This window comes from Microbacterium meiriae (assembly GCF_040702565.1).
Taxonomy (GTDB): domain Bacteria; phylum Actinomycetota; class Actinomycetes; order Actinomycetales; family Microbacteriaceae; genus Microbacterium; species Microbacterium meiriae.
In genome coordinates, this window is sequence record NZ_JBFBLJ010000001.1 from 1226322 (window position 1) to 1248010 (window position 21689).

At 64.0% G+C, this 21689-nt stretch carries 21 protein-coding genes and 1 pseudogene; 17 read left to right on the top strand and 5 right to left on the bottom strand.

Features of this window, described 5'->3' with window-relative positions; translation table 11 throughout:
* The first annotated feature begins 21 nt into the window (after positions 1–21).
* The 4 genes from AB0310_RS05960 (at position 22) to AB0310_RS05975 (ending at position 5621) form a co-directional block, all read left to right on the top strand.
* The gene (locus tag AB0310_RS05960; RefSeq protein WP_366236768.1) at positions 22–1794 is read left to right on the top strand and encodes a DNA primase family protein; all 1773 of its coding nucleotides are present in this window, start codon (positions 22–24) and stop codon (positions 1792–1794) included.
* A 420-nt stretch (positions 1795–2214) separates the two neighbouring features.
* Positions 2215–3369 (top strand): plasmid recombination protein, encoded by a 1155-nt coding sequence (locus AB0310_RS05965; protein WP_366236769.1) that lies wholly within the window; start codon positions 2215–2217, stop codon positions 3367–3369.
* 72 nt (positions 3370–3441) lie between these two features.
* Complete coding sequence (locus tag AB0310_RS05970; protein WP_366236770.1) at positions 3442–4095, top strand: hypothetical protein; 654 nt, start codon at positions 3442–3444, stop codon at positions 4093–4095.
* 440 nt (positions 4096–4535) lie between these two features.
* The gene (locus tag AB0310_RS05975) at positions 4536–5621 is read left to right on the top strand and encodes a hypothetical protein (protein ID WP_366236771.1); all 1086 of its coding nucleotides are present in this window, start codon (positions 4536–4538) and stop codon (positions 5619–5621) included.
* A gap of 612 nt (positions 5622–6233) precedes the next feature.
* Here the strand turns inward: AB0310_RS05975 and AB0310_RS05980 are convergent.
* On the bottom strand, positions 6234–6581 hold the full coding sequence (locus AB0310_RS05980; protein ID WP_366236772.1) for a hypothetical protein: 348 nt from the start codon (positions 6579–6581) through the stop codon (positions 6234–6236).
* A 150-nt stretch (positions 6582–6731) separates the two neighbouring features.
* Between AB0310_RS05980 and AB0310_RS05985 the strand changes: the two genes are divergently transcribed.
* The 5 genes from AB0310_RS05985 to AB0310_RS06005 all read left to right on the top strand — a co-directional run bounded on the left by AB0310_RS05985 (position 6732) and on the right by AB0310_RS06005 (position 11160).
* Positions 6732–6995, top strand: coding sequence for an SOS response-associated peptidase family protein (locus tag AB0310_RS05985; RefSeq protein WP_025103721.1), 264 nt, complete (start codon positions 6732–6734; stop codon positions 6993–6995).
* Positions 6996–7034: 39 nt separating this feature from the next.
* A complete protein-coding gene (locus tag AB0310_RS05990) occupies positions 7035–8162 on the top strand; it encodes a tyrosine-type recombinase/integrase (RefSeq protein WP_363447550.1) in 1128 nt (375 codons plus the stop codon).
* Complete coding sequence (locus AB0310_RS05995) at positions 8156–10057, top strand: site-specific integrase (RefSeq protein ID WP_366236773.1); 1902 nt, start codon at positions 8156–8158, stop codon at positions 10055–10057. Before AB0310_RS05990 ends, AB0310_RS05995 begins: the two co-directional genes overlap by 7 nt.
* Before the next feature lie 153 nt (positions 10058–10210).
* Positions 10211–10429: a hypothetical protein gene (locus AB0310_RS06000; protein ID WP_146008274.1), complete on the top strand. Its 219-nt coding sequence runs from the start codon at positions 10211–10213 to the stop codon at positions 10427–10429.
* Positions 10430–10947: 518 nt separating this feature from the next.
* The gene (locus tag AB0310_RS06005) at positions 10948–11160 is read left to right on the top strand and encodes a hypothetical protein (RefSeq protein WP_366236774.1); all 213 of its coding nucleotides are present in this window, start codon (positions 10948–10950) and stop codon (positions 11158–11160) included.
* Here AB0310_RS06005 and AB0310_RS06010 read toward each other — a convergent pair.
* Complete coding sequence (locus tag AB0310_RS06010; protein WP_366236775.1) at positions 11157–12479, bottom strand: hypothetical protein; 1323 nt, start codon at positions 12477–12479, stop codon at positions 11157–11159. The genes AB0310_RS06005 and AB0310_RS06010 overlap by 4 nt on opposite strands.
* Positions 12480–12605: 126 nt before the next feature.
* Here AB0310_RS06010 and AB0310_RS06015 point away from each other — a divergent pair, with 126 nt between their 5' ends.
* A complete protein-coding gene (locus AB0310_RS06015; protein ID WP_366236776.1) occupies positions 12606–13187 on the top strand; it encodes a DUF7010 family protein in 582 nt (193 codons plus the stop codon).
* Here the strand turns inward: AB0310_RS06015 and AB0310_RS06020 are convergent.
* The 3 genes and pseudogenes from AB0310_RS06020 to AB0310_RS06030 all read right to left on the bottom strand — a co-directional run.
* Positions 13159–13722 (bottom strand): annotated as a pseudogene (locus AB0310_RS06020) (transposase); the annotation flags it as partial. The gene AB0310_RS06015 and the pseudogene AB0310_RS06020 sit on opposite strands and share 29 nt — an antisense overlap.
* Before the next feature lie 129 nt (positions 13723–13851).
* Entirely contained in the window at positions 13852–13992 is a 141-nt protein-coding gene (locus tag AB0310_RS06025; protein ID WP_113681201.1) for a helix-turn-helix domain-containing protein, read from the bottom strand.
* Positions 13974–14237 carry a transposase gene (locus AB0310_RS06030; RefSeq protein WP_164734079.1) on the bottom strand — a complete coding sequence of 88 codons (264 nt, stop codon included), beginning with the start codon at positions 14235–14237 and terminating at the stop codon, positions 13974–13976. Before AB0310_RS06030 ends, AB0310_RS06025 begins: the two co-directional genes overlap by 19 nt.
* A 299-nt stretch (positions 14238–14536) precedes the next feature.
* Between AB0310_RS06030 and AB0310_RS06035 the strand changes: the two genes are divergently transcribed.
* Genes AB0310_RS06035 through trxA form a run of 7 tightly spaced genes read left to right on the top strand, consistent with a single transcriptional unit; the run spans position 14537 to position 21648 of the window.
* Positions 14537–14974: an Hsp20/alpha crystallin family protein gene (locus tag AB0310_RS06035; protein ID WP_366236926.1), complete on the top strand. Its 438-nt coding sequence runs from the start codon at positions 14537–14539 to the stop codon at positions 14972–14974.
* Complete coding sequence (gene dnaK / locus AB0310_RS06040) at positions 14959–16824, top strand: molecular chaperone DnaK (RefSeq protein ID WP_366236777.1); 1866 nt, start codon at positions 14959–14961, stop codon at positions 16822–16824. Before AB0310_RS06035 ends, dnaK begins: the two co-directional genes overlap by 16 nt.
* A gap of 18 nt (positions 16825–16842) precedes the next feature.
* A complete protein-coding gene (locus AB0310_RS06045) occupies positions 16843–17382 on the top strand; it encodes a nucleotide exchange factor GrpE (RefSeq protein WP_366236778.1) in 540 nt (179 codons plus the stop codon).
* A 3-nt stretch (positions 17383–17385) separates the two neighbouring features.
* Positions 17386–18273 carry a DnaJ C-terminal domain-containing protein gene (locus AB0310_RS06050; protein WP_366236779.1) on the top strand — a complete coding sequence of 296 codons (888 nt, stop codon included), beginning with the start codon at positions 17386–17388 and terminating at the stop codon, positions 18271–18273.
* Entirely contained in the window at positions 18270–18581 is a 312-nt protein-coding gene (locus AB0310_RS06055) for a chaperone modulator CbpM (RefSeq protein ID WP_087132767.1), read from the top strand. The genes AB0310_RS06050 and AB0310_RS06055 overlap by 4 nt, the downstream gene beginning before the upstream one ends.
* Positions 18572–21199, top strand: coding sequence for an ATP-dependent chaperone ClpB (clpB, locus tag AB0310_RS06060; RefSeq protein WP_113681183.1), 2628 nt, complete (start codon positions 18572–18574; stop codon positions 21197–21199). The genes AB0310_RS06055 and clpB overlap by 10 nt, the downstream gene beginning before the upstream one ends.
* A complete protein-coding gene (gene trxA / locus AB0310_RS06065; RefSeq protein WP_113681182.1) occupies positions 21196–21648 on the top strand; it encodes a thioredoxin in 453 nt (150 codons plus the stop codon). The genes clpB and trxA overlap by 4 nt, the downstream gene beginning before the upstream one ends.
* Positions 21649–21689: the final 41 nt, after the last annotated feature.

Below are 21689 nucleotides of genomic sequence, written 5' to 3' on the forward strand. Positions count from 1 at the left end.
GTTCTCTGGAGGTCGCAACAAGTGACCAACAACGAGATCCGCCCCAGCGCGGAAAACACTGAGGCGGAAGAGACACTTGGCGGCGTCGCTTTCGATTCTATCGAGGAACCGGAGCAGGATTCGAGAGTCAACTCCCGTCGTGGCGGACCTAAACAGGCGCGCGCATCGGTTGAGACTCTCACCGAACGGGCAGTCACGACCTACCTGGAATCGATTCAGCACCGAAGGTATGTCTCTCCGCAGGAACTGCGCGACAGTGCGCTGACCCGGATTAACGCAGAGATCGCGCTCGAGAACATGGGGCGGAAGCACTCATCTGCTCCGACGCTCGCGCCCATGCATCGGCTCGACGAGTTCTCGGTGATCCAGATCCTTCTCTCCCGGCATCGCCTTGTGACGGTCGACCTCACTGGCGGACACGGTGGTGAGAACAGCGGAGTGCTGGCGATCTATGAGCACGATGGACCGCTCCGCGGCCTATACAACACGAACGTGCCGAGACTGAAGAAGCTGGTCAGCGAACTCCGTCCGTCCTTCACCGACGCCGGAGTCGAATCGACCCTCCGGAAGTTGCGCACGCACGCGCCTATCGTGATGCGCACGCAGGAGCCTCGTCTGATTCCGGTAGCTAACGGCGTGTTCGATCACGCGACGCAGGAACTTCGAGAGTTCTCACCTGAGTGGGTCTTTCTGTCCAAGATCCAGCGTGACTACGACCCCACCGCGCAAAGTCCCCGTATCAAGCAGAGCGACGGAACGGAGTGGGAAGTCGAGGAGTGGTTCAACAGCCTGTCCGACGACGAGGGCATACCCGAGCTGCTATGGCAGGTGGTGAGCTCGACTCTGCGCCCACACCATCCCTGGAACAAGTCCGTATTCCTCGTGGGCACTGACGGTAACGGCGGCAAGGGCACGCTGGTGAGCCTCCTCCGCAATCTTGTGGGCGAAGCCGCTTGCGCTTCCATCTCGTTGGCTCGATTCGGCGACAGGTTCGGACTGGGCGACCTGATCACTCGGAGTGTCAACCTCGTCGATGAGAATCCGGTGGGCGCCTTCGCGTCGAGGACCGACGACTGGAAGGCCTGCGTAACTGGCGACGTCTTCCAGGTCGAGTTCAAAGGTAAAGACGTGATTCACATGCGCTGGAACGGCATCGAGGTGCATTGCCTCAATGAAACAAGCCCGCGTATCAAGGACAAATCGAAATCCGTGAAGCGCCGCATGCTTCTCGTGCCGATGACCAAGGACTTCAGCGGCTCGGAGAACGTCGACATCAAGTTGAAGTACCTGCGAGATCCCGAGGTGCTTGGTTACGTCCTGAAGCGCGCTCTCCAGATGACTCACACCGCCTTCGACGAGCCGATTGTGTCGAAGCAGGCACTCGACCGCTGGTTCACAACCAACAACAAGGTCGTCGGCTGGTGGGAGGAACACGAGGATCAGTTCGTATGGGACCTCCTGCCATGGAGCTTCCTCTACGACGCCTACAAGGGCTGGTATAGCCGCGTCGAACCGAGTGGCACTGTCGAAGGACTCAATCAGTTCACGGAGACGCTCCGCGAGCATCTGAAGTCGTCAACTGCTTGGTCCCCCACTAACACCTCGGTCCGACCCGGCACACGGATGTCGTCGCCCGAGCCCCTGATCGATGATCTCGGGCTTACCGACTGGATGAACACGAACTACTCGGGCAGCGACCCCAACCGTCGTTGCTTGCCAACGCTCAAGACGAACTACAAGGGCCTCCTGCGTACCCAGAGTGCGGGCACGACCCCAGACGAAGACGACGACTGAAGAGACCACCTCAGCATCTGAAGGTTCGGGTAGCGGCGCGGCCGATGCCACACCGCTACCCGAACCAGGAAAGGAAGACATGCAATCTGAACTCGCGCCAGCACCGCTCGAGACCGCACCCGGTGACTGGGCGGCATGTTCTACTCGAAGACATCGCTCGCGACGTGAGCCGCGCAGTACGGAGCCGACCTTCGTGGACCGCACCTGCTCGGGCAGAACAAATCATGGAGCCTCAGACGGCTCAGCCCCGGGGCGGAGCTCACTCGCACCCCGCCCCCTCGTGTGCTTGTCGGTGCGCGTGCGGCGCAATCTCATCTCAAGAAAAGGTGTAGCCCCATACACTTTGGCGCGCGTTCTGCTCCTCCGAAGCACCAGGGTCCCTGCGGGGCTTCGTCTCGGCCATCCAGACAGGAGTGAAGCATGAGCTACACAATGACCTATGACGTCTCCCACAAAGTGGGGCGCGGAGGGCACGCCAAGGCCTTCTTCCGACACATCGCGAGAGACGTCGATCAAGCAGCCGGCTTCGACTTCCCCCAGGCGAACCCCAACATCGTGGCCGACCGCACCAAGCTGAACAGCACCTTTGTAAACGACGGAAACGGTGGCTACAGGCGTCCCCAGTCGGTTGATGGCCGACCGCCGAGCGACGAATTCGATGACTATCTTCAGCAGCGTCTCAGCACGGTCCAGCGCGCGCTGCGGAGGGATGCCGTGCTCATCCGAGGTGTGGTGCTCCAGCTTGATCCGAAGTGGTTCGAGCAGTACAACCCCGACTGGCGCGAGGAGGGGTTGAATCGTCGAGCAGCCGAGTACACGCATGCTGCGATCCGCTGGGCGCGTGGCGAGTTCGGAGAGGAGAACATCATTGGCATGTCGATGCACCTAGATGAGGTGAATCCCGGGCTGCAGCTCATGATCACCCCCATCACGCCTGACGGAAGGCTTGCCCAGAAGGAATTCTTCAAGGGGCCGGCAGACCTCAAACGGCAACACCGGGAAGTACGGGACGCCGTGGCCGCTGCAGGCTACGACGTCGAGTATCGAGTTACCGAACGATCACGAGAGCACCTCAGCAGCAGCGAGTTCCAGGCCAAGGCGGACCGGCTACGTGATGCAGCGAGTGCCCTCGAGTTCGAGCTCGACGTGAGCCTGCAGAGAAACAAGCGCCTCGCGAAGCGCTCCACCGTGCTGGATGAGCGAGAGAAGGAGCTCGCCGAACGCGAGACGCAGGTCGCCGAGCGCCATCGGGAAGCTGCTGCCGCGCGAGCAAGAGCGGACGATGAAGCTGCGGCGGCGAGAACCTCATCATTGCGCGCACGCGAGGCGCACCTGAAGGCAGAACGCGCTCGCGAAGAAGCTGCGGCCGAGCGCGATCGTTTGGCATTGAACAATCAGCGTCTCGACAGCCTCCCGCCGTTCTTCGAGCGCTGGCTTGACAGGACAACCGTTGCAGGGAAGCCGATTCGCACGCGGTTCGAAGCAGATCGGATCAAGATGCGTAGCGAAATCAGAGCGAAGCTCGGGCCAGCTTCGACTCACGTCGAAAAGCCTCGAGACGCGCTCGAACTCTAGAGCTCGCACGGAGGAGGAGCAGCCGAGTGCGACTGCTCCTCCTCCGTCCGCGGCTACTTCTACGCTGGTCGTATGACCGCTGATGAACCTCAATCGAAGGCTACCGTTCGCCTGCAACCTCGACCCTCTGAGGACGCGATGCGCGCACTTGGGGATGCAATCGCCCGTCTCAATGCAGACGGCGATTACGTCGCCCGGGCGTTAACCGAGTCGCTCCTTGCCGAACGTCCGATGACGGATGAGCCGTCGCTAGCCCCGGAAGAGATCGACTTCCTCATCTCGTCCGGGGAGTTCACTCCCGAGGAGTTCGACGACATCGCAACGCGGGTTCGACGCGGCGCATTGCCCGCTGGTGCCGCGAACGCCCTGGTCGCGGAGCTCCATCGGAGTATGTCTGAGGATGACGTGCGAGGCTTCCTCGACCTCAGCGACGACGAACTAGAGCAGCTCGTGAGCACCGGGCGAATCTACGCAGTCGATATCGCCGGCAAGCGTCGCTTCCCGGCCTGGCAATTCAGCTTGTCATCTCCTGGGAAACTTCTCCCGCACCTAGCCGAGATCATCGCGCTCGTTGCTGCAAACCGCTGGCTCTCGGTGGCCGGGCTGATGTCAACGCCGCAATCCGAGATGGTCGCTGAGGGCAAGCAGACTCCAGTTCAATGGTTCCGAGATGGTGGAGGGATCGACGCCCTAGCGGAGATTCTGGAGGCTGAGCGATGGACCTAGCGCGAGGGATGGTTGCAGTCCAGCGGCGTCATATCAACGGTCGTCGCCTCTGTTTCGCGAGAGCCGGCAAGTCGATTCGCTTGGCCACCAGTGGCCTTCGAGTGGCCTCCGGTTGGCCACATAGTGGACTCCTCGCGCCCACTCACTTCGATGGCCGTTTTTTGGCCGTGAGTTGGCCTCTTCCGGGCCATATGAGGGCCGGTTTGAGGCCATTCTGTTCCTCAGTCCCTCGGTAGTGACCATATAGTGGCCAGTTGAGGGCCACTGGGAGGCCTCCAGATCCAAGCATGAACGAACCGCGCGATCGGCCGTGACCGGAACTGCCGTCTAGACGCCAGAGATGTCTGCGGTCGCCCTTAAGGTCCCAGGATGAACACAACCACCAAGCTCCACGTTCAAGCCCGCTACCGGCACGATGACGCAGTGACAGGAGTCACGGCATGAGTGTCCGCCGTATTGCTGGCCCCGATTCGCTTTGGAGACTCGGGAAAAGCAGTCTCGAACCGCTCGATCCAGTTGAGTTGAGATACGAGATGGATCTCGAAGAGATGATCGAGGCCACACCAGAGCTGACCGGCGAGAGAACCATGATCATCGGCCGACAGGTAAGAACGCCGGACGGTCACGTGTTGGATCTGCTCAAGCTCAGAGCTACGGGCTCAACGATCACATCAGAGTGCAAAAGAGGCCGTGCGAAGGCTGATGCAGTCGGACAGCTCGTCGCGTATGGGGCATGGGTCGACACACTCGACCGCGCAGCCTTGGAGAGCATCTTTGACGAGTACATGCGGAACCGTATGGGACCGTTGGCGTCAAGGCGGCCCTCGCTCGGCGAGGCATTCGAAGAGTACTTCGGCATGCCGATGCCTCCAACCTTGAATCAGACCCAGTCGATGGAGCTGATTGCCGGGAGCGTCGATGTAGCTACGTTGAAGGCAGTACGGCGCCTTCGCGAGAATGACATCCCGATCAGCGTGCACGTGGTTAGTAGCTACAAGAGTGGCAGCGAGACGCTAATGACAGTCGCCGAGTGGATGGACGTCGAGTCTCCCGCAGAGCGTCCAATCAGCGTGCGAGCGCAGCTGGAGGAGCTGCACATCGCAACGATGGCAGCAGTTGAGAACAGCACGAGTCGGCTGCTCACCCACATCGATCGTCAGAGGCCCCGGCACTCTGGTCACAGTGGCCCCTTCTTCACGAAGGGTGCGCACGCCGACATATTGTGCTTCGTGCTGCTGTTCATGCCTCGCTTCACCGCATCGTATGTTCCGTACTCACTACTTGAGGCTCTGTACGATCGGTGGGTCAATGAAGAAGAGGCATATTACGGCACCCAGCGCGTGAAGCCCGCGCACGGCTTTGCTCAGCAGCTAAAGCACGCCATCAGAATGGTCGGCGGCTGGCGTTGGGGCAGGAAATACTGGGACGACGATCCTTCCTTGGAGAACGAACGTCTTCGCCTGCTCGCAGGTCGTTGGCCAATGCCCAAGCGTGGCCAGCACCTCAGCGGGTACGCACGAAAGTGAAGGAGGCGAGGTAGCTGACGCGTAGCGGGCGGTAGCGCAAGGTCGCTGGCGAGCTACCGCTCTGCTACACATTATTTGCCGTGCAAACAGGATTTTTCATGGAGTGTAGCTTTGTAGCTCTGAGATACGTCTCTCCTGTAAACCGCAGCAACGATCAGCAGCTGGCCACCGCTCCCCCGATGACGACAACTCCCCTCAGCGAGCTACACAGCTACCGCCGTCGAAAATCCCTGTTCAAAGGATAGTTCGCACTCCAACTTTGGCGCTACATCGCCGCTACCGCATGGCTACGACTATCGCGACGGTGTTGTTCGACCGCAACCTCGAGACCAGACTGTGCTAAACAGCTCGTGCAACCGGGATTCGGCTTAGACGTCACTCCGACAAGACAACCAAAGGAGGAGGATGGATCAGCAGCCTCTAAGTTCATCAGAGGTCGACCGTGCTCTCGCTCTTGTGGAGAAAGGGCAGCAGCTCGAAGGACAGCAGCCCACCGCAGCGGATCTCGACCGTGCTCGGCGGATCCTTATCCGCGAGCTATCGCCCGAGGATGCTCGAACCGAGATGCATGCTGCACTTCGGGCCCTGGTTGAGGACGAACGCGCGAACTGATCATCCCGAGAAGGATCCATCCACCAGCGCCTGAGCGGCGCCGACAACCTCGTTGAACCGTCCCTCGCGGATCGCCGTTATCACGGTGTCATCGCCGCCGAGGAACGGGTTGCCGCCAATGAACCACAGTCGCGCTACCTGGTCACCTTCAGCGTCGCTGACGGCACGCCATACCGCGTCCGCGCACTCGAGGCGACGGACCGCGTCCGCGTCTGGACGCGCGCCGTCGTCTTCGCTCCAATCCAGCGCTGCTCTGGTATCGCGCGATCCGGCGAGCGTCGAGACGAGCGTCGGGCCGAGAACTGCGATGAGACGGCGGGCGAGATCGACTGGGTCCGGTGAGGTCACGAGCGCGATCCTACTTGTGCTCGACGACGTGGAGGTTTACGAAGAGCGCTCGGAACCGCCTCCGAACGGGGCGAGTGCAGTGCTTGGCGATTAACGCTGCACTCGGCGACACTTAGCGGTCCTCGCCACCTCGGGCGTAGGGTCGCTCACATGTGCGGCCGATTCGCGAACGACGCCAAGACCGACGAGCTGATCCGGGAGTACGTCGCCGATGGCGGCAAGCCCGAGGACTGGTGGAAGTCGTGGGCCGGTGCCTACTCGGTCGCTCGCACGCAGGATGCGCCGATCGTGCGCGATCGCGGCGAGGGGCGGATCCTGGAGCTCGTGCGCTGGGACTGGCAGAAGCCGGCGAACCGTCCCAAGGGCGGACCGATCGTCAACGCGCGGATGGAGAAGGTGTGTATACCGAACTAAGCCTCTCTCCTATCGGTTCTCAATGCGATGCTCGACTAGATGAGCGAGAGAACCCGTGTCGGCGCCGTACTGGCCCTCGATGACCCTCCCTTCTGGGCTGTCATCGATGGTGATGGCGCGGTTATCGCCGCAGTCTCGGACTTCATGCTCGACTTCTGGGCACGTGGGAACGCTGAATCGAGCTGCCGGTCGTACGCGTACGGCCTGCTGAGGTGGTTTCGTCACCTCGCGCTCGAGCGCGCGGACTGGGAGCGCGCAGCACGCGAGACAGTGCGCGACTTCGTGCTCGCCTGTCGCCAACCCTCAGCGCTGAGCCCTCGGCCGCTTTCGCCTCGGACGCTGAATCACAACCTCGCCGTGATCTCGGCCTTCTATGACTATCAGCTTGCGCAACAGCGCGGTCCGATCATCAATCCCGTACCGGCGCGCCGTGCCGATAGCGGCAGAGGGCTGAACGCTCACCACAACCCTGAACTGGCGTTCCGACGCGACCGTCGGGCCGACTTTCGTCAGAAGGTCCCGAAGACAGCACCTCGATTGATCGTTGAGTCGCGCGTCGCCGAGATCCTTCAGACCATCCGCAATACGCGGGATCGAGCCCTCGTCGAGTTCTACCTCTCCAGCGCGGCTCGCCCCTCAGAGCTGCTCGGGATGAATCTCGAAGACGTTGACCCAGGATCCCAGCGCATCACGGTAGAGCGGAAGGGCACTCGCGCGAAGCAGGCTCTGCCAGCCTCGTCCAACGCGTTCCTGTGGCTGCGGCTGTACCAAGAGTCGCTGCCGCCCGATTTACTCGCGAAGGGCAACCCGGTGTGGTGGACGAATCGACGCCCGTATCGGCCGTTCGGGTATGACGCTGCCAGAGCGATGTTCAACAGGGTCGGCCTCGAGATAGATGCGAAGGTGCGCCTTCACGGCCTTCGGCACACTGCAGCCGTGCGGATGTCCAACGACCCCGCTCTGACACTTAGCGACATCCAACGCATTCTCGGCCACCTGCATCTGTCCACGACCCAGGAGTACCTCCAACAGCATGACGACGACATCATCGAGCGCGTCGCTCAGCACCTTCGGGCGCGGTCAGAGCCTAGGCCCGCGCCGGAGGCTCCGGCGTTGACGTACGACAGCTCCGATCTTGACGAACTTCTGGGGGACGCATCATGGTGAAAGACCTCATCGAGACGGAAGACCCGATCGAAGCAGCGCCTACAGCGCCGCAACTCCGTCGACATCGCCGGCCGTCTCGAGGACGAGCGCGCCCCGGCGTGTTCCTCAACGCCGCGATCCCTCACACGCCGTACGACGATGGCATCCGAAACGACTATCGCCCGATCGTTCAGATCTTCATCGATACGCTGATGACCTTCCCCGGCGAGACCTGGCAACGGCGCTGGGACGCAAGCGGGGTCGAGAACATGCCGAGCCTGACCTGGCACGACGCCTTCCCTGGCCTCAACGAAGTCGCTCGCGAACTTGCCACGAGCCCCGGCATAGCCGTGTCGATCTTCATTCGCCTCGACGCTCTTCGGCCGAGTGCAGAGTTCCTCAACCGAGTGGGTCGCATCCGTCTCGACGGCTTCTCGCCGTGGTCGCTCGAAGGCTTCCCCACCGATGCCGCACGAGACACACTGCGAGCCATGCTGATCCTCCAGGTGGCGACCGGCAAACACCTCAGAGAGATCACGGCCGACGACGTCGTGGCCTCCGCTGCCGTCGCCCGCAAGCCCATCCGCCGCGGGCTCGCAGACGCGCTCGAGATCCTTAAACGGCTTGGCATCGTTCCGCCCGACCTCCCGCCTCTTCGCCAGCTCGCGAAGTCGCCGAGGCCGGATGCAGCCGCGATGGTCGCGAGGAACAAGATCGAACCGCCCGCCGTCGCAGAGATGTTCACGCGCTACCTCAGGTCGCGAGCACCGGGCGTGGACTACCCAACTCTGCAGGCGATGTCGACTGAACTGCTCCGGAACTTCTGGATGGAGATTCGCTCGCGCAATCCCGAGCAAGCCGACCTACGTGTCGCGCCGGAGGTGGCTGACTGGTGGAAGACGGAATCGGTCGGACGCCTGAAGAACCGCTATCGCACCCTCTTCGCGGTGCGCGCCATGTACCTCGACATCGCCGTGTGGGCCACGCACGACGCCTACTGGGCGTCGTGGTCGACTGCGAGCATCGTCTCCCAGATCGACACCGCCGGCCACCAGAAACACAGAAGACGGGTGATCGCCGCCCACCATCAACGAGTCCGCAAGATCGCGCCTAGAGTCCCGAAGCTCCTCGCCGCCATCGACACAGACCTCGAGCATCAGGAGTCACTTCTGCGCGCGGCGACCACGACTCCTCTCGGAGAGCGATTCGAGTGGGCTGGGCGAGCGTACCTTCGCGAGACGGGTGCAGGCCCCGGTGTGTCGATGACCGCGGTCCCGATTCGAGACCTCGCGACAGGTGAGCGCACTTTCCAGGCACGGATCGCAGAACGAGCGTTCTGGTCCTGGGCCATCGTCCACGTCATGCACGAAACGGGCATGCGTCAGGAAGAAGTCGCGGAGCTCACAGCCACAGCATTATTCACCTATGAAGCGTCGACGGGTGAGAAGATGCTCTTGCTGCAGGTCGTCCCATCAAAATCGGATCGGGGACGCGTACTACTCGTCTCTCCCGAGCTCGCACATGTTCTCGCTCATCTCCGCCAAAGAGCGCGCGGCGATGAACATCAGGTGCCCCTGGTGATCCGCTACGACTCACTCGAGCGAGATTTCTCCCCGCCACTGCCGTTCCTCTTCCAGTGGAAAGACGGCGACGTTCGCCGCGTGTTCTCCCCTGCCGCTTTCAAGAACTTCGTCGCTTATGCCGTGCAAGTGGCCGGCCTCGACACCCCTGAGACTCGTCTGACTGCGCACGACTTCAGGCGTCTGTTCGCGACGGACGCTCTGAGATCGGGACTACCCGTGCACATCCTCGCCAAGGTGATGGGACACCTGAATCTCTCCACGACCCAGGGATACGCGGCAGTTTTCGATGAAGACGCCGCTCGACACTTCCGCCAGTTCGTTGATCGTCGATGAGCGTCGAGACCAGTAGAGGACTACCGCGATCCGTCGGCGACCGAGCTCGAGGAGTTCCACGCACACTTCTCCAAACGCAAGGTCGAACTCGGGTCCTGCTCACGCGGCTACGGAACGCCCTGCATTCACGAGCACGCGTGTATCCGCTGCCCGATGCTACGACCGGACCCGGCACAACGCCAGCGTTTCGAATCCATCCTGGCCAACCTCCACGAACGGCTTGCCGAGGCGAAGAGGATGGGCTGGCTTGGAGAAGTGGACGGCATCGAGATCAGCATCCGAGCGGCCGAGGAGAAGCTGGGGCAGATGACCCAGATCGTTCGGCTGACCCTCGAACGACGTCGTCCGAACGGTGAAAACCCCACGCCTTGACCCCTCGCGGTTCACGGACAGTACTCCGGTCGCAAACGGTACACCACCCGTTTCGGTGCGTTTGGGTTTCGGCAGGGGGTTACGGCGCGTCGATCCTCGGCGTGTCGCACTTGCGGCAGGCAACTTCCATCGGGCCACCGAAATCGATCGTTTCTGGCGGGCCTTACCCGATGTCGCATACGCAATGTAAACTGGGATCCTCCACGAAAGATGGTGGATTCGAACCGGTAGTAGGCCATTGTGGTCAGGGAGTCCGGGAGAACGACCCATCAGTTGGATGTACGGCCTGCTTTCAGAGTGGGCCGGTTTTACTCTCCCGTTTGCGGCGAAGGGCGCCGCAACTCGGGACGTACGGCGGCCTCGGATTGGCTGTCTTCTCCCAGGCACCTCGCGGGCCAGGGGCACAGGAGGCATCTGATCCCAGGGATGCGGAGCGATCCGCCCGCCACACGCCCGCTTAGACCTGTCGTTCCAGACCGGCGCTGAGTTCGCGAGGGGCCGGCGCCAGTTTCGGAGACATGGTGCCTATCGACCTTCTGCCGCTCATTGACGGCTTCGCCCCTACCTCGCTGCTCGCCGTGAGCCTCGCCGTCGCGTACTTCTGCCTCGTCGCTCTCGTCGCGTCGGTAGCAACCTTCGCCCACGGTGAGCGCAGCAAGAACGCCTACCGCGTCCTCAAGGTCCTCACGCGTCGAAAGCCGGACCCGCCTGGGTCAGGTAGCGCTTCTTAAATCGGCCACCATCGAAGCGCGAAAGCGAACAGTGGATCGACAATCCGGACCTGGTTGTTCTGCTCCTGGTACTCGAGCACCGGGTCTGCTCCGGATTGTTCGACCAACGCCTCGAGCTGCGTCTCATCCAGTTCATCTAGGACGTCAGTGGCGGCCGACTTCGACATAAGACCGAGCTTCTTGACCGTCTCGACTTTGCGCGGGCAGGGTAGCGTCACGCCGGGTAGCGGCTCGTCTTTCGTGATTTCAACGATCCGCCGCTGGAGCACGTTCACGTCAATATCAACCTGTGGAAGCAACTCGCGCAACGCGAGCATGATCAACCGGTAACCATCCGCCGGGCCGTAGTTATGGGTTGGATAGTGGTCGCGCGGCTTCCCCTCCGGCCCCCTCGTCAGCTTCTTCACCCAGCGAACCTCGGAGAGAACCGGGTCGAGGCTATTCATGTAGAAGTCATCCCAATCTTCGGGAGCCGATATCTCGGTGAGCTCAGATGCAGCGGCGTCGTACCCATTCGCTTCGACCACAGCAGCGCTGAGCCGCTGCATAGTCTGTGGGCTGCCGAAGCTGTTCTCAGCGAGGGTTTCAGCAAGCCCCGCAGGCGCTTGCATCCTCAACTTCACCCAGCCATCTTTGGCGATCTGTGCGAGACGTTTGAGCTGATCGGGACCGCTCCAGAGACCGAACCTTACAGTCGTGAACGATCCCGCCATGTTCGGCACGAGAGTAGGGATGAACTCTGCGCGGTGCCCTGATGCGATCAGAACCACTCGGCCGCCGGCATCCACAAAGGGCTTGAGGTTCTGAAGGATCTTTCGCTGCTCGTCCCTGTGCAGCATGTGCAAATCATCGATGATCAGGAGCCGCTTCTTCTTTAGGAGCATCTTGGTCACAACGATGTTGTTCGGATCAGTAGCGGTCGCGCCGCGACTGTTTTTCCTTGACTTGGTCCACTTCGAAGAACCGATGAGCTGAGCGATCCCAGTCAAACCGCCGCCGATACCTAATTCATGCGCGTCTGACGACGACTCATCACCCTTAGAACGAGTCGTATGGGTGCCCAGTTTGGTGTTCGCCGAGGCCCATAAGCCTTCTGCAGTGTCACTGTTTGGCGCCTCGACATAGAGGGCCGTCGACAACACTTTTCGCACGAGAACTGACTTGCCCGACTTGCTGGGGCCATACATCAGCAGAACGCCAGACCCGCCAGTCTCGTATCGCTTCACGGCTCGCTCAGCCGCTTCCTGCTGCTGATACGTGTACTGGGGGTATCCCCTAACCGGAAATACCTCTCCTACTGAAAGGGAAGCGCTGCTCACGCGCCCCACACTAGCGGGGACAATGAATTCATCCGGGCACTGTGCCCGGCCTACGCGGGGCCTGGCGACTAGGGCGTGTCTGACAAAGGGGCAAACGCGCATTGCCCGTTCTGGGAGGATGAGCCCATGGATGTGAAGGAAGCGCAGCAGGATGTCCGCCGTGCATATCGCGGCGGATTTTCAGGGCCGCTTGTCTCTGCGCTGGTCTGGGTGACGGCGGCGGCCGTTTACCAGTGGGGGTCTGCTGCTGCTGCGGCGATGGTCGTGCTGTTCATCGGGGGAATGCTGATCTTTCCGCTATCCGCCCTCGTGCTGAAGGCCATGGGAGGGCCGGCATTCTTGCCCAAGAAGCACCCCTCCAACGCGCTCGCTATGCAGAGCGCGTTCACCGTGCCGCTCGGGCTGCTCGTGGCGATCGCCCTCGGCACCCTCGCGCCCTCATTGTTCTTCCCGGCCTCGCTCATCATCGTGGGCGCTCACTACCTCACGTTCATCTCGCTTTACGGGATGCGCCTGTATGGCGTCCTGGCCGGTGTCCTTGTCGCAGTCGGCGCGGCAGCGATCTTCGTCGTCCCGACGCTGCGGGACGCCAGTGGTTGGATCGGTGCTGCGGTGCTCCTCGTCTCAGCGATTCCTCTCTTCATCAGCCACCGGGCCGAGGAGGCAGCATCTGTGAGCGTTACGAGGCAAGTGTTCGAATCCAGCTGATCGCGGCGTGGATGAGGACGGCTGCGCGGTAGATGAACGCGTGCTTGTCGTAGCGGGTGGCGAGCCCTCGCCATTGCTTGGTGTGGCAGAATCGGCGCTCGATCACGTTCCGGTTCCTGTAGTCGGCGGCGTCGAGTCCGACCGGGCGGCCGCCTCGTGACCCGCCACGCTTGCGATGACCCTTCTGGTCGTCGGGCTCGGGGATCGCGGCCTTGATTCCACGGGAGCGCAGATGGCCGCGGATCGCGCGGGACGAGTACGCCTTGTCGGCGCGGACCGCCTCGGGTCGGGTGCGCGGCCTGCCGGTGTCGCGGCCGACGCGCAGGTGCGCCATCAGCGGCAGGAACATCGGCGAGTCCCCGGCCTGCCCGGGCGTGATCAGCGTGACCAGAGGGAGTCCGTTGCCGCGCGTCGACGACGATCTCGGCGGTGATCCGGTCGCTGATCGACCAGCCGACGATGCGGCGGCTGAACGCGTCGATGACGGCGGCGCAGTAGACCTATCCGTCTCTCGAGCGGTGCTGTGTGATGTCGCAGAACCAGAGCCGGTTGGGCGCGTCAGCGCGGAACTGCCGCTTCACGAGGTCCTCGTGTGTGGCGGTGTCGGGCTTCCAGCCGCGCCGCTTCCGGCGGTGCGAGACTCCGGCCAGCCTGCCCAGTCGCATCAGCCGCGCGAGACGCGCTTGCGGCTGACGTGAACGCCGAGTCCGAGCCGGAGCTCGGCGAGCACCCGCGGAGCACCGTAGGTTTCCCGCGAGTCAGAGTGGATCCGGCGGATCGTGGTCGTCAGTTCCGCATCCGCGATCGCGCGCCGTGACGGCGGCCGGCTCGCCCATTCACCCGGTTCCGGCGCCGCAACTCGACGAGCTCCTTGTGCTCGTCGGTGGTGACCCCGGCCTTGCGGCCGGAGTCGACAGCGTCACGGTTCATCCAGTTCCGAAGGCAGGATTCGCTGATCCCGAGGTCACGCGCGGTCTGCGCATCGGGATTGCCCTGAGCAACAAGATCGAGGGCTCGACGCCGGAACTCCGGCGGGTGGGCAGCAGGCATGTCACGGACTCCTTCCGAGACGATCATCGCCTCAAAGTCGGTGTCCGGAAAAGCGGGTCAGGCTCCGTTCGTCAGGCAAATGTCTTGCGAAATGTCTACGTGGGGTCCATGCTGGCGCCAGAACGAGTTTCGTTCGCGCCTCTGCTTGGACCACATCGTCCTGGTGGGTTCTACACCTCCGACCGTCGAACAAACATCGGCAGTGGAGTTATAGCGACTCAGCGTAAATGGGAGGGGGTGGTGAGATGGTGACCTCATGTGCGGACCTGCGCATCGCTCAGCAGATGGATCCGCGCTCGATGTGGGTCGATCTGTCCCGAGAGGGCGACGAGTACGTTCCTGAGGCGAACCTGCCAGGCATCGACTCGGAGTCCATCGAGCTGGGTGGGCGGCCAGCCGCTCACCGTCCGCGCGGTCAGCGGCCCAGTCCGGGACCGCCGGCGCGAAGTGGTTCACCGCCGAACGGCCCCCACGGGCAATTCATGCGGCTGCTGGGACTGGCGCCCGGCATCGACAGCGACAGCGTCACCGCCAGCTGCGACCTGGGCGTCCTGCGGGTGGTGATGCCCATCGAGCAGCCCGCCGTCAGGAAAGATCCCCCTGAAGCAGCCTGCTTCCTGACTCTGGGCACTCAGCCCTGCGCCTGCGCCTGCGCCGATCCTGGCGCGCTCTTTGACGACCCCTGCAACGTGTCTCACGCGACAAGAAAGGAACAACCATCATGGCCAAGGCAGTAGGAATCGATCTGGGAACCACGAACTCCGTTATCGCCGTCTGGGAGGCCGGCGAGGAGAAGGTCATCCCGAACGTGGAGGGAGCCCGCACTACCCCGTCGGTGGTCGCTTTCACCGAGGACGGTGAACGGCTGGTGGGGCAGCTTGCCCGCCGGCAGAGCATCCTCAACCCGAAGGGCACCATCTCGTCCGCCAAGCGGTTCATCGGCCGGTCCTTCGACGAGATCAAGGAGGAAGCCAACGCCGTCGGCTTCGACGTCGTGGAAGGCCCCAACGGCGAAGCACGGTTCAACATCCGCGGCAAGCAGTACGCGCCGGAGGAGATCAGCGCCCAGGTGCTGCGCAAGCTCGTCGACGACGCCAGCAAGTTCCTCGGCGAGAAGGTGACCGAGGCCGTCATCACCGTTCCCGCCTACTTCAACGACGCCCAACGCACCGCGACCAAGGACGCCGGACGCATCGCCGGGCTCGAGGTGCTGCGCATCATCAACGAGCCCACCGCCGCCGCACTAGCGTACGGAATGGACAAGAAGAACCACGAGACCATCCTGGTTTTCGACCTCGGTGGCGGCACGTTCGATGTCAGCCTCCTCGACGTGGGCGACGGGGTCGTCGAAGTGCGATCCACCGCGGGTGACACTCACCTGGGCGGCGACGACTTCGACCGCCGGCTGGTGGACTACTTTGCCGACGAGTTCAGGAACGAGAACGGCATCGACCTGCGCAACGACCCGCAGGCGCTGCAGCGACTGTTCGAGGCGGCCGAGAAGGCGAAGGTCGAGCTCAGCTCGGTGTCCCAGACCCAGGTCAGCCTGCCCTTCATCACCGCCGACGCCAGCGGACCCAGGCACCTCACCATGACCGTGAAGCGGTCCAAGTTCGAAGACCTCACCGCTGACCTCGTTGAGCGGTGCCTCGGTCCGGTGCGTCAGGCGATGGCCGACGCGAAGGTCAGCGAGAACGATATCGACGAGGTCATCCTCGTGGGCGGTTCCACCCGCATCCCCGCTGTCCAAGCGCTCGTCAAGCGGCTCACCGGCGGCAAGGAGCCGAACATGACGGTGAACCCCGATGAGGTGGTCGCTGTGGGCGCCGCCATCCAGGCGGGCGTCCTCAAGGGCGACGTCGACGACGTGCTGCTGCTGGATGTCACCCCGCTGTCGCTGGGTGTGGAGACCCGCGGTGGCGTGATGACGAAGATCATCGAACGCAACACCACCATCCCCGCCCGACGCAGCGAGGTGTTCTCCACGGCCGAAGACAACCAGCCGTCGGTGGAGATCGTCGTCCTGCAGGGCGAGCGGGAGAACGCCGCAGACAACCGGGTGCTGGGCCGGTTCCAGCTCACCGGCATCCGCCCCGCTCCTCGCGGTGAAGCGCAGGTGGAGGTCACCTTCGACATCGACGCGAACGGCATCCTGCACGTGACGGCGAAGGACAAGGACACCGGCACCGAGCAGGGCATCACCATCAGCGACACCTCGAATCTGGACCAGGGCGAGATCGACCGGATGATTAAGGAAGCCGAGCAGCACCGTGCTGACGACCAGGCGCTGCGCCAGGCCGTGGACGCCCGCAACGAGCTGGACTCCGCCGCCTACCAGGTCGAGCGGGTACTGCGTGAGCTCGGCGACGCTGCACCGGAGCACGAGCGTGCCCGCGCGGAGCTGCTCATCACGCAGGCCCGCGAGGCAGTGCAGAACAACGTCGGCGAGCAGGAAGCGAAAGAGCGCACCGGCGAGCTGCTGCAGGTAGCGCAGTCCCTTGCTGCGGCCCGCGCGAACGCCAGCCACGCTGAGCAGCCCGCTCAGGACGACGAAGACGACGTCGTCGACGCCGAATTCGACAAGTAGCACGGAGGGAGGATCGCGATGGTCGAGGAGCAGAACGAGGACACGCGGGCCGTGGACCTGCTGAACGACGACCTCACCGACGTGTCCCCGGAGGAGATCCGCGCCGCGCAAGCAGCGGTCGCCGCCCAGTTGGAGACGGCCGAGGACCGGTGGCGCCGGGCGGCGGCGGACTACGACAACCTCCGCAAACGGATGGCGCGCGAGATCCAGACGGTCCGCGAGCAGGAGCGGCGGCACACCGCCAAAGCCTTCTTGCCCGTCGTCGACGGGCTGGACCGGGCGCTCAGCTTCGGGGTGGACCTTGACGAGGGCGTTCGGGGTGGCATGCAGGCCATCCGGGCGCAGGCCGCTGATGCGTTGCGCGCACTCGGGTACCCCGAGATTGTCATCGACGGTGCGGAGTTCGACCCGCAGCTGCACGAGGCGGTCTCGGTGGTCGAGGATGCCAGCGTCCCGCCGCGCAGCATCCTCGCCGTCACTCGCCCCGGGTTCGGAACGCCTGAGCGGATGCTGCGACCGGCTGCGGTCGTGGTCACCCGCAGGCCGGATGAGGAGTAGGAGATGGCGGAGGATCTCTACAGCGCGCTCGGGGTCTCCCGGTCGGCGGATCAGAAGGAGATCCGCCGCGCCTACCGGGAGAAGGCCCGCAAGTTCCACCCGGACGTCAACAAGACCCCGGGGGCGGAGGAGACCTTCAAACGGATCAGTGAAGCCCACGATGTGCTGTCGGACCCGGAAACCCGCTCACAGTACGACCGGTTCGGTGAGAACTTCCGGCAGTACGCCGCCGCGGACGCGGCTCGCTCCTCCGAGCAGCCGCGCCGCAGCGGGGGCACCCGATACACGTGGAGCGGGGGCGGCACGCAGAGCTCGAACTGGGAGGACCTCTTCGGGGGCGGCTTCGGTGGTTTCGGTCGCGGCGCCGACCACACCGCGGAGCTGGAGATCACCGTCGAGGAGGCCTACCGGGGCGGGCGTCGCACCGTGCAGGTCGCGTCCCCGTACGGCGGCGCGCAGGAGTACACCATCGACATCCCAGCGGGCGCTGTCGACGGGCAGCGGCTGCGGATCTCGGGCGCAGGCGGAGCGGGCGCCGACGGACAGGACGGGGACCTGCTGGTCACGCTGCGCGTGAAGGACAGTAAGCGGTACCGGCTCAGCGGCGCGGACATCGAAACGGACCTTCCCATCTCACCGTGGGAGGCGGCGCTGGGCGCGGATGTCAGCGTGCCCACGCCCGGCGGCACGGTCACCGTGCACGTTCCGCCCGGCTCGTCCACTGGCAGGCGGCTCCGCCTGCGCGGGCAGGGGATGCCCCGCAGAGGACAGCCGGGAGACCTGTATGCGCGGGTGAAGGTCGTCGTTCCGCGCACTCTCAGCAAGAAGGAGAAGGAGCTGTTCGAACAGCTCCGCGACGAATCGTCGTTTGATGCCAGGAGAGGATCATGACCTCACATCACCTGCCCGTCCGTGTCGCCCGGGCCGACCTGGCGGCGACCGCCGTGGCCGCAGGTATCCACCCGGATACGCTGCGGAAGTTCGTCGAGCTGGGGCTGGTCACCGCCCACGTCGACACCAGCGGCCGGCTGTGGTTCGCCGGTACCGTCCCCGCCCGCGTGCACACCATCGTGCGTCTGCACTCCGATCTTGCCGTGAACTACGCCGGCATCGCACTCGTGCTCGACCTGCTCGCCCGCATCGAGCAGCTCGAGCAGCACCGGACCATCCGACTCGAAGGAGACACCCCATGGACATGAACTCACTCACTCAGAAGTCGCAGGAAGCGCTCACCTCGGCCCAGAGCATCGCGGTCCTGGCCGGTCAGATCGAAACGGACGAGGAGCATCTCCTGCTCGCACTGCTCCAGCAGGAGGAGGGGCTGGTTCCCCGACTGCTGCAGACAGCGGGTGCTGACGTGGAAGCGGTACGCGCCGACGTCGAAGCGGAGATCGCCCGCAAGCCCAGCGTCTCCGGGTCCTCCCCGCAGACCGGTCAGGTGTATCTGAGCCGCAGCCTCACCTCCACCCTGGAACGGGCGGAGCGGGAGGCAAAGCGGCTGAAAGACTCCTACATCTCCGTGGAGCATCTCGTTCTGGCCCTCGCCGACGACTCCTCCAACCGTGCCGCGTCCCGCGTGCTGCGCGGGCACGGTGTCACCCGGGAGAGCTTCCTCAGCGCGCTCACCAAGATCCGCGGCAACCAGCACGTCAACTCCGCCACCCCCGAGCAGACGTACGAGGCGTTGGAGAAGTACGGCCGTGACCTGGTCGCTGACGCCCGGTTGGGCAAGCTTGACCCGGTCATCGGGCGTGATGCGGAGATCCGCCGGGTCATCCAGATCCTCTCCCGCAAGACCAAGAACAACCCCGTCCTCATCGGCGAGCCCGGTGTCGGAAAGACCGCCATCGTGGAGGGCCTTGCCCAGCGGATCTTGCGTGAGGACGTGCCCGAGGGCCTTCGCGACAAGACCGTGTTCTCGCTGGACCTGTCTGCCCTGGTCGCCGGCGCGAAGTACCGGGGCGAGTTCGAGGAGCGAATGAAGGCAGTCCTGGCAGAGGTGAAGGCAGGGGAGGGACGCATCCTGCTGTTCATCGACGAGCTCCACACTCTGGTGGGGGCGGGAGCCACCGAAGGGGCAATGGACGCCGGCAACATGCTTAAGCCGATGCTCGCCCGCGGGGAGCTGCACCTCATCGGTGCCACCACCCTCGATGAGTACCGCAAGCACATCGAGAAGGACGCTGCCCTGGAACGCCGGTTCCAGACGGTGATGGTCGAGGAGCCTGACGTGGAGGACGCGATCTCCATCCTCCGCGGCCTGCGCGAACGACTGGAGATCTTCCACGGTGTCCGCATCCAGGACAGCGCATTGGTCGCTGCCGCCGTGCTGTCCCACCGGTACATCTCCGACCGGTTCCTGCCCGACAAGGCCATCGACCTCATCGACGAAGCCTGCGCGCGACTGCGAACCGAGATCGACTCAATGCCCGCTGAGCTCGACGAGCTGACCCGGCGGGTGACCCGCCTGGAGATCGAGGAAGCGGCGCTGTCGAAAGAAACGGACCCTGCCAGCAAGAAACGGCTGGAGGAGCTGCGCCGGGAACTGACCGACCTGAAGGCGGAGGCGGACTCCAAGCGCGCCCAGTGGGAGGCGGAGCGTCAAGCGATCCGCAAGGTCCAGGAGCTGCGCGGTGAGCTGGAGCGGCTGCGGCGGGAGGCGGAGGAAGCTGAGCGCTCCTACGACCTCAACCGTGCCGCTGAACTGCGGTACGGGGCTATCGCTGACGCGGAACGACGCCTGCGCGCCGAGGAGGAGCGTCTCACCTCCAAACAAGGCGGGCAGCGGCTGCTGCGGGAGGTGGTCACCGAGGACGAGATCGCCGAGATCGTCGCAGCGTGGACGGGGATCCCCGTGGCCCGGCTGCAGGAAGGTGAACGCAACAAGATCCTCACCCTGGACGCCACCCTCAAGGAGCGGGTGGTCGGTCAGGATGAGGCCATCACGCTCGTCAGCGACGCGATTATCCGTGCCCGCTCCGGCATCCGCGACCCGCGCCGACCCATCGGCTCCTTCATCTTCCTCGGCCCCACCGGTGTGGGAAAGACCGAACTGGCCAAAGCGCTCGCGCAAGCACTGTTCGACAGCGAGTCGGCGATGGTCCGGCTGGACATGAGCGAGTACCAGGAACGTCACACCGTCAGCAGGCTGGTCGGTGCACCTCCCGGGTATGTCGGGTATGACGAGGGAGGGCAGCTGACCGAGGCGGTGCGCCGCCACCCGTACAGCGTGGTCCTTTTCGACGAGATCGAGAAAGCGCACCCGGACGTGTTCAACACGCTGCTGCAGGTCCTTGACGACGGCCGCATCACCGACAGCCAGGGACGCACCGTCGACTTCCGCAACACCATCGTCATCATGACCTCCAACATCGGTGCCCATCACCTGTTGGGCTCCGATGGGGGCGCGATCCCCGACGACGTGCGAAACAGTGTGCTCGGTGAGTTGCGCGCCCACTTCCGTCCCGAGTTCCTCAACCGGGTGGACGACATCGTGGTGTTCTCGCCGCTGGGTCGTGAACAGATCCGGGACATTGTGGAGCTGCAGTTCACCGACCTGCGCTCCCGGCTGGCCGAGCGTCAGATCCGCATCGAGCTGACGCCCGCGGCACGCCAACTCATCGCCGACCGCGGCTACGACCCCGTGTACGGTGCGCGTCCGCTGCGACGCTACATCAGCCATGAGATCGAGACCCGACTGGGTCGTGCGCTGCTGAGCGGGGAGGTGATGGACGGGTCGACGGTCACGCTCGACGTGCACGACGGCGACCTCGTCTTCAACATCGCAGCGCCCGTCGAAGAGGAGGACACGGCGTGAGCGCGATTGTGACCTGCCCCAACTGCGGGAAGAAGAACCGTGTCCCCGCCGCCGCGTCGGGGTACCCGCGCTGCGGCGTCTGCAAGAGCGCCGTGCCGTGGATCGTCGATGCGGGCGATGCGGACTTCGCCGAGGTGGTCGAGAAGGCCCCGCAAGTGGTGCTCGTGGACTTGTGGGCGACCTGGTGCGGACCGTGCCGGATGGTCAGCCCTGCCCTCGAGAAGGTCGCCACGGAACGTGCCGGCAAGCTCAAGCTGGTGAAAGTGGACGTGGACGCCGCGCCGGAGACGGCCCGCAAGTTCTCCGTCCAGGCGGTGCCGACTCTGCTCATCCTCAACCAGGGGAACGTGCTCTCCCGCCAATCCGGAGCCGCCCCGCCGGACGTGCTGCTGCGCTGGGTGGACGAGGCGCTGCAGAAGAAGGCTGACTCGGCCGGTGCTGCTCGATGAGATATGTCGACCCACACGTCGCGCTCATCCGCCCGGTCCGT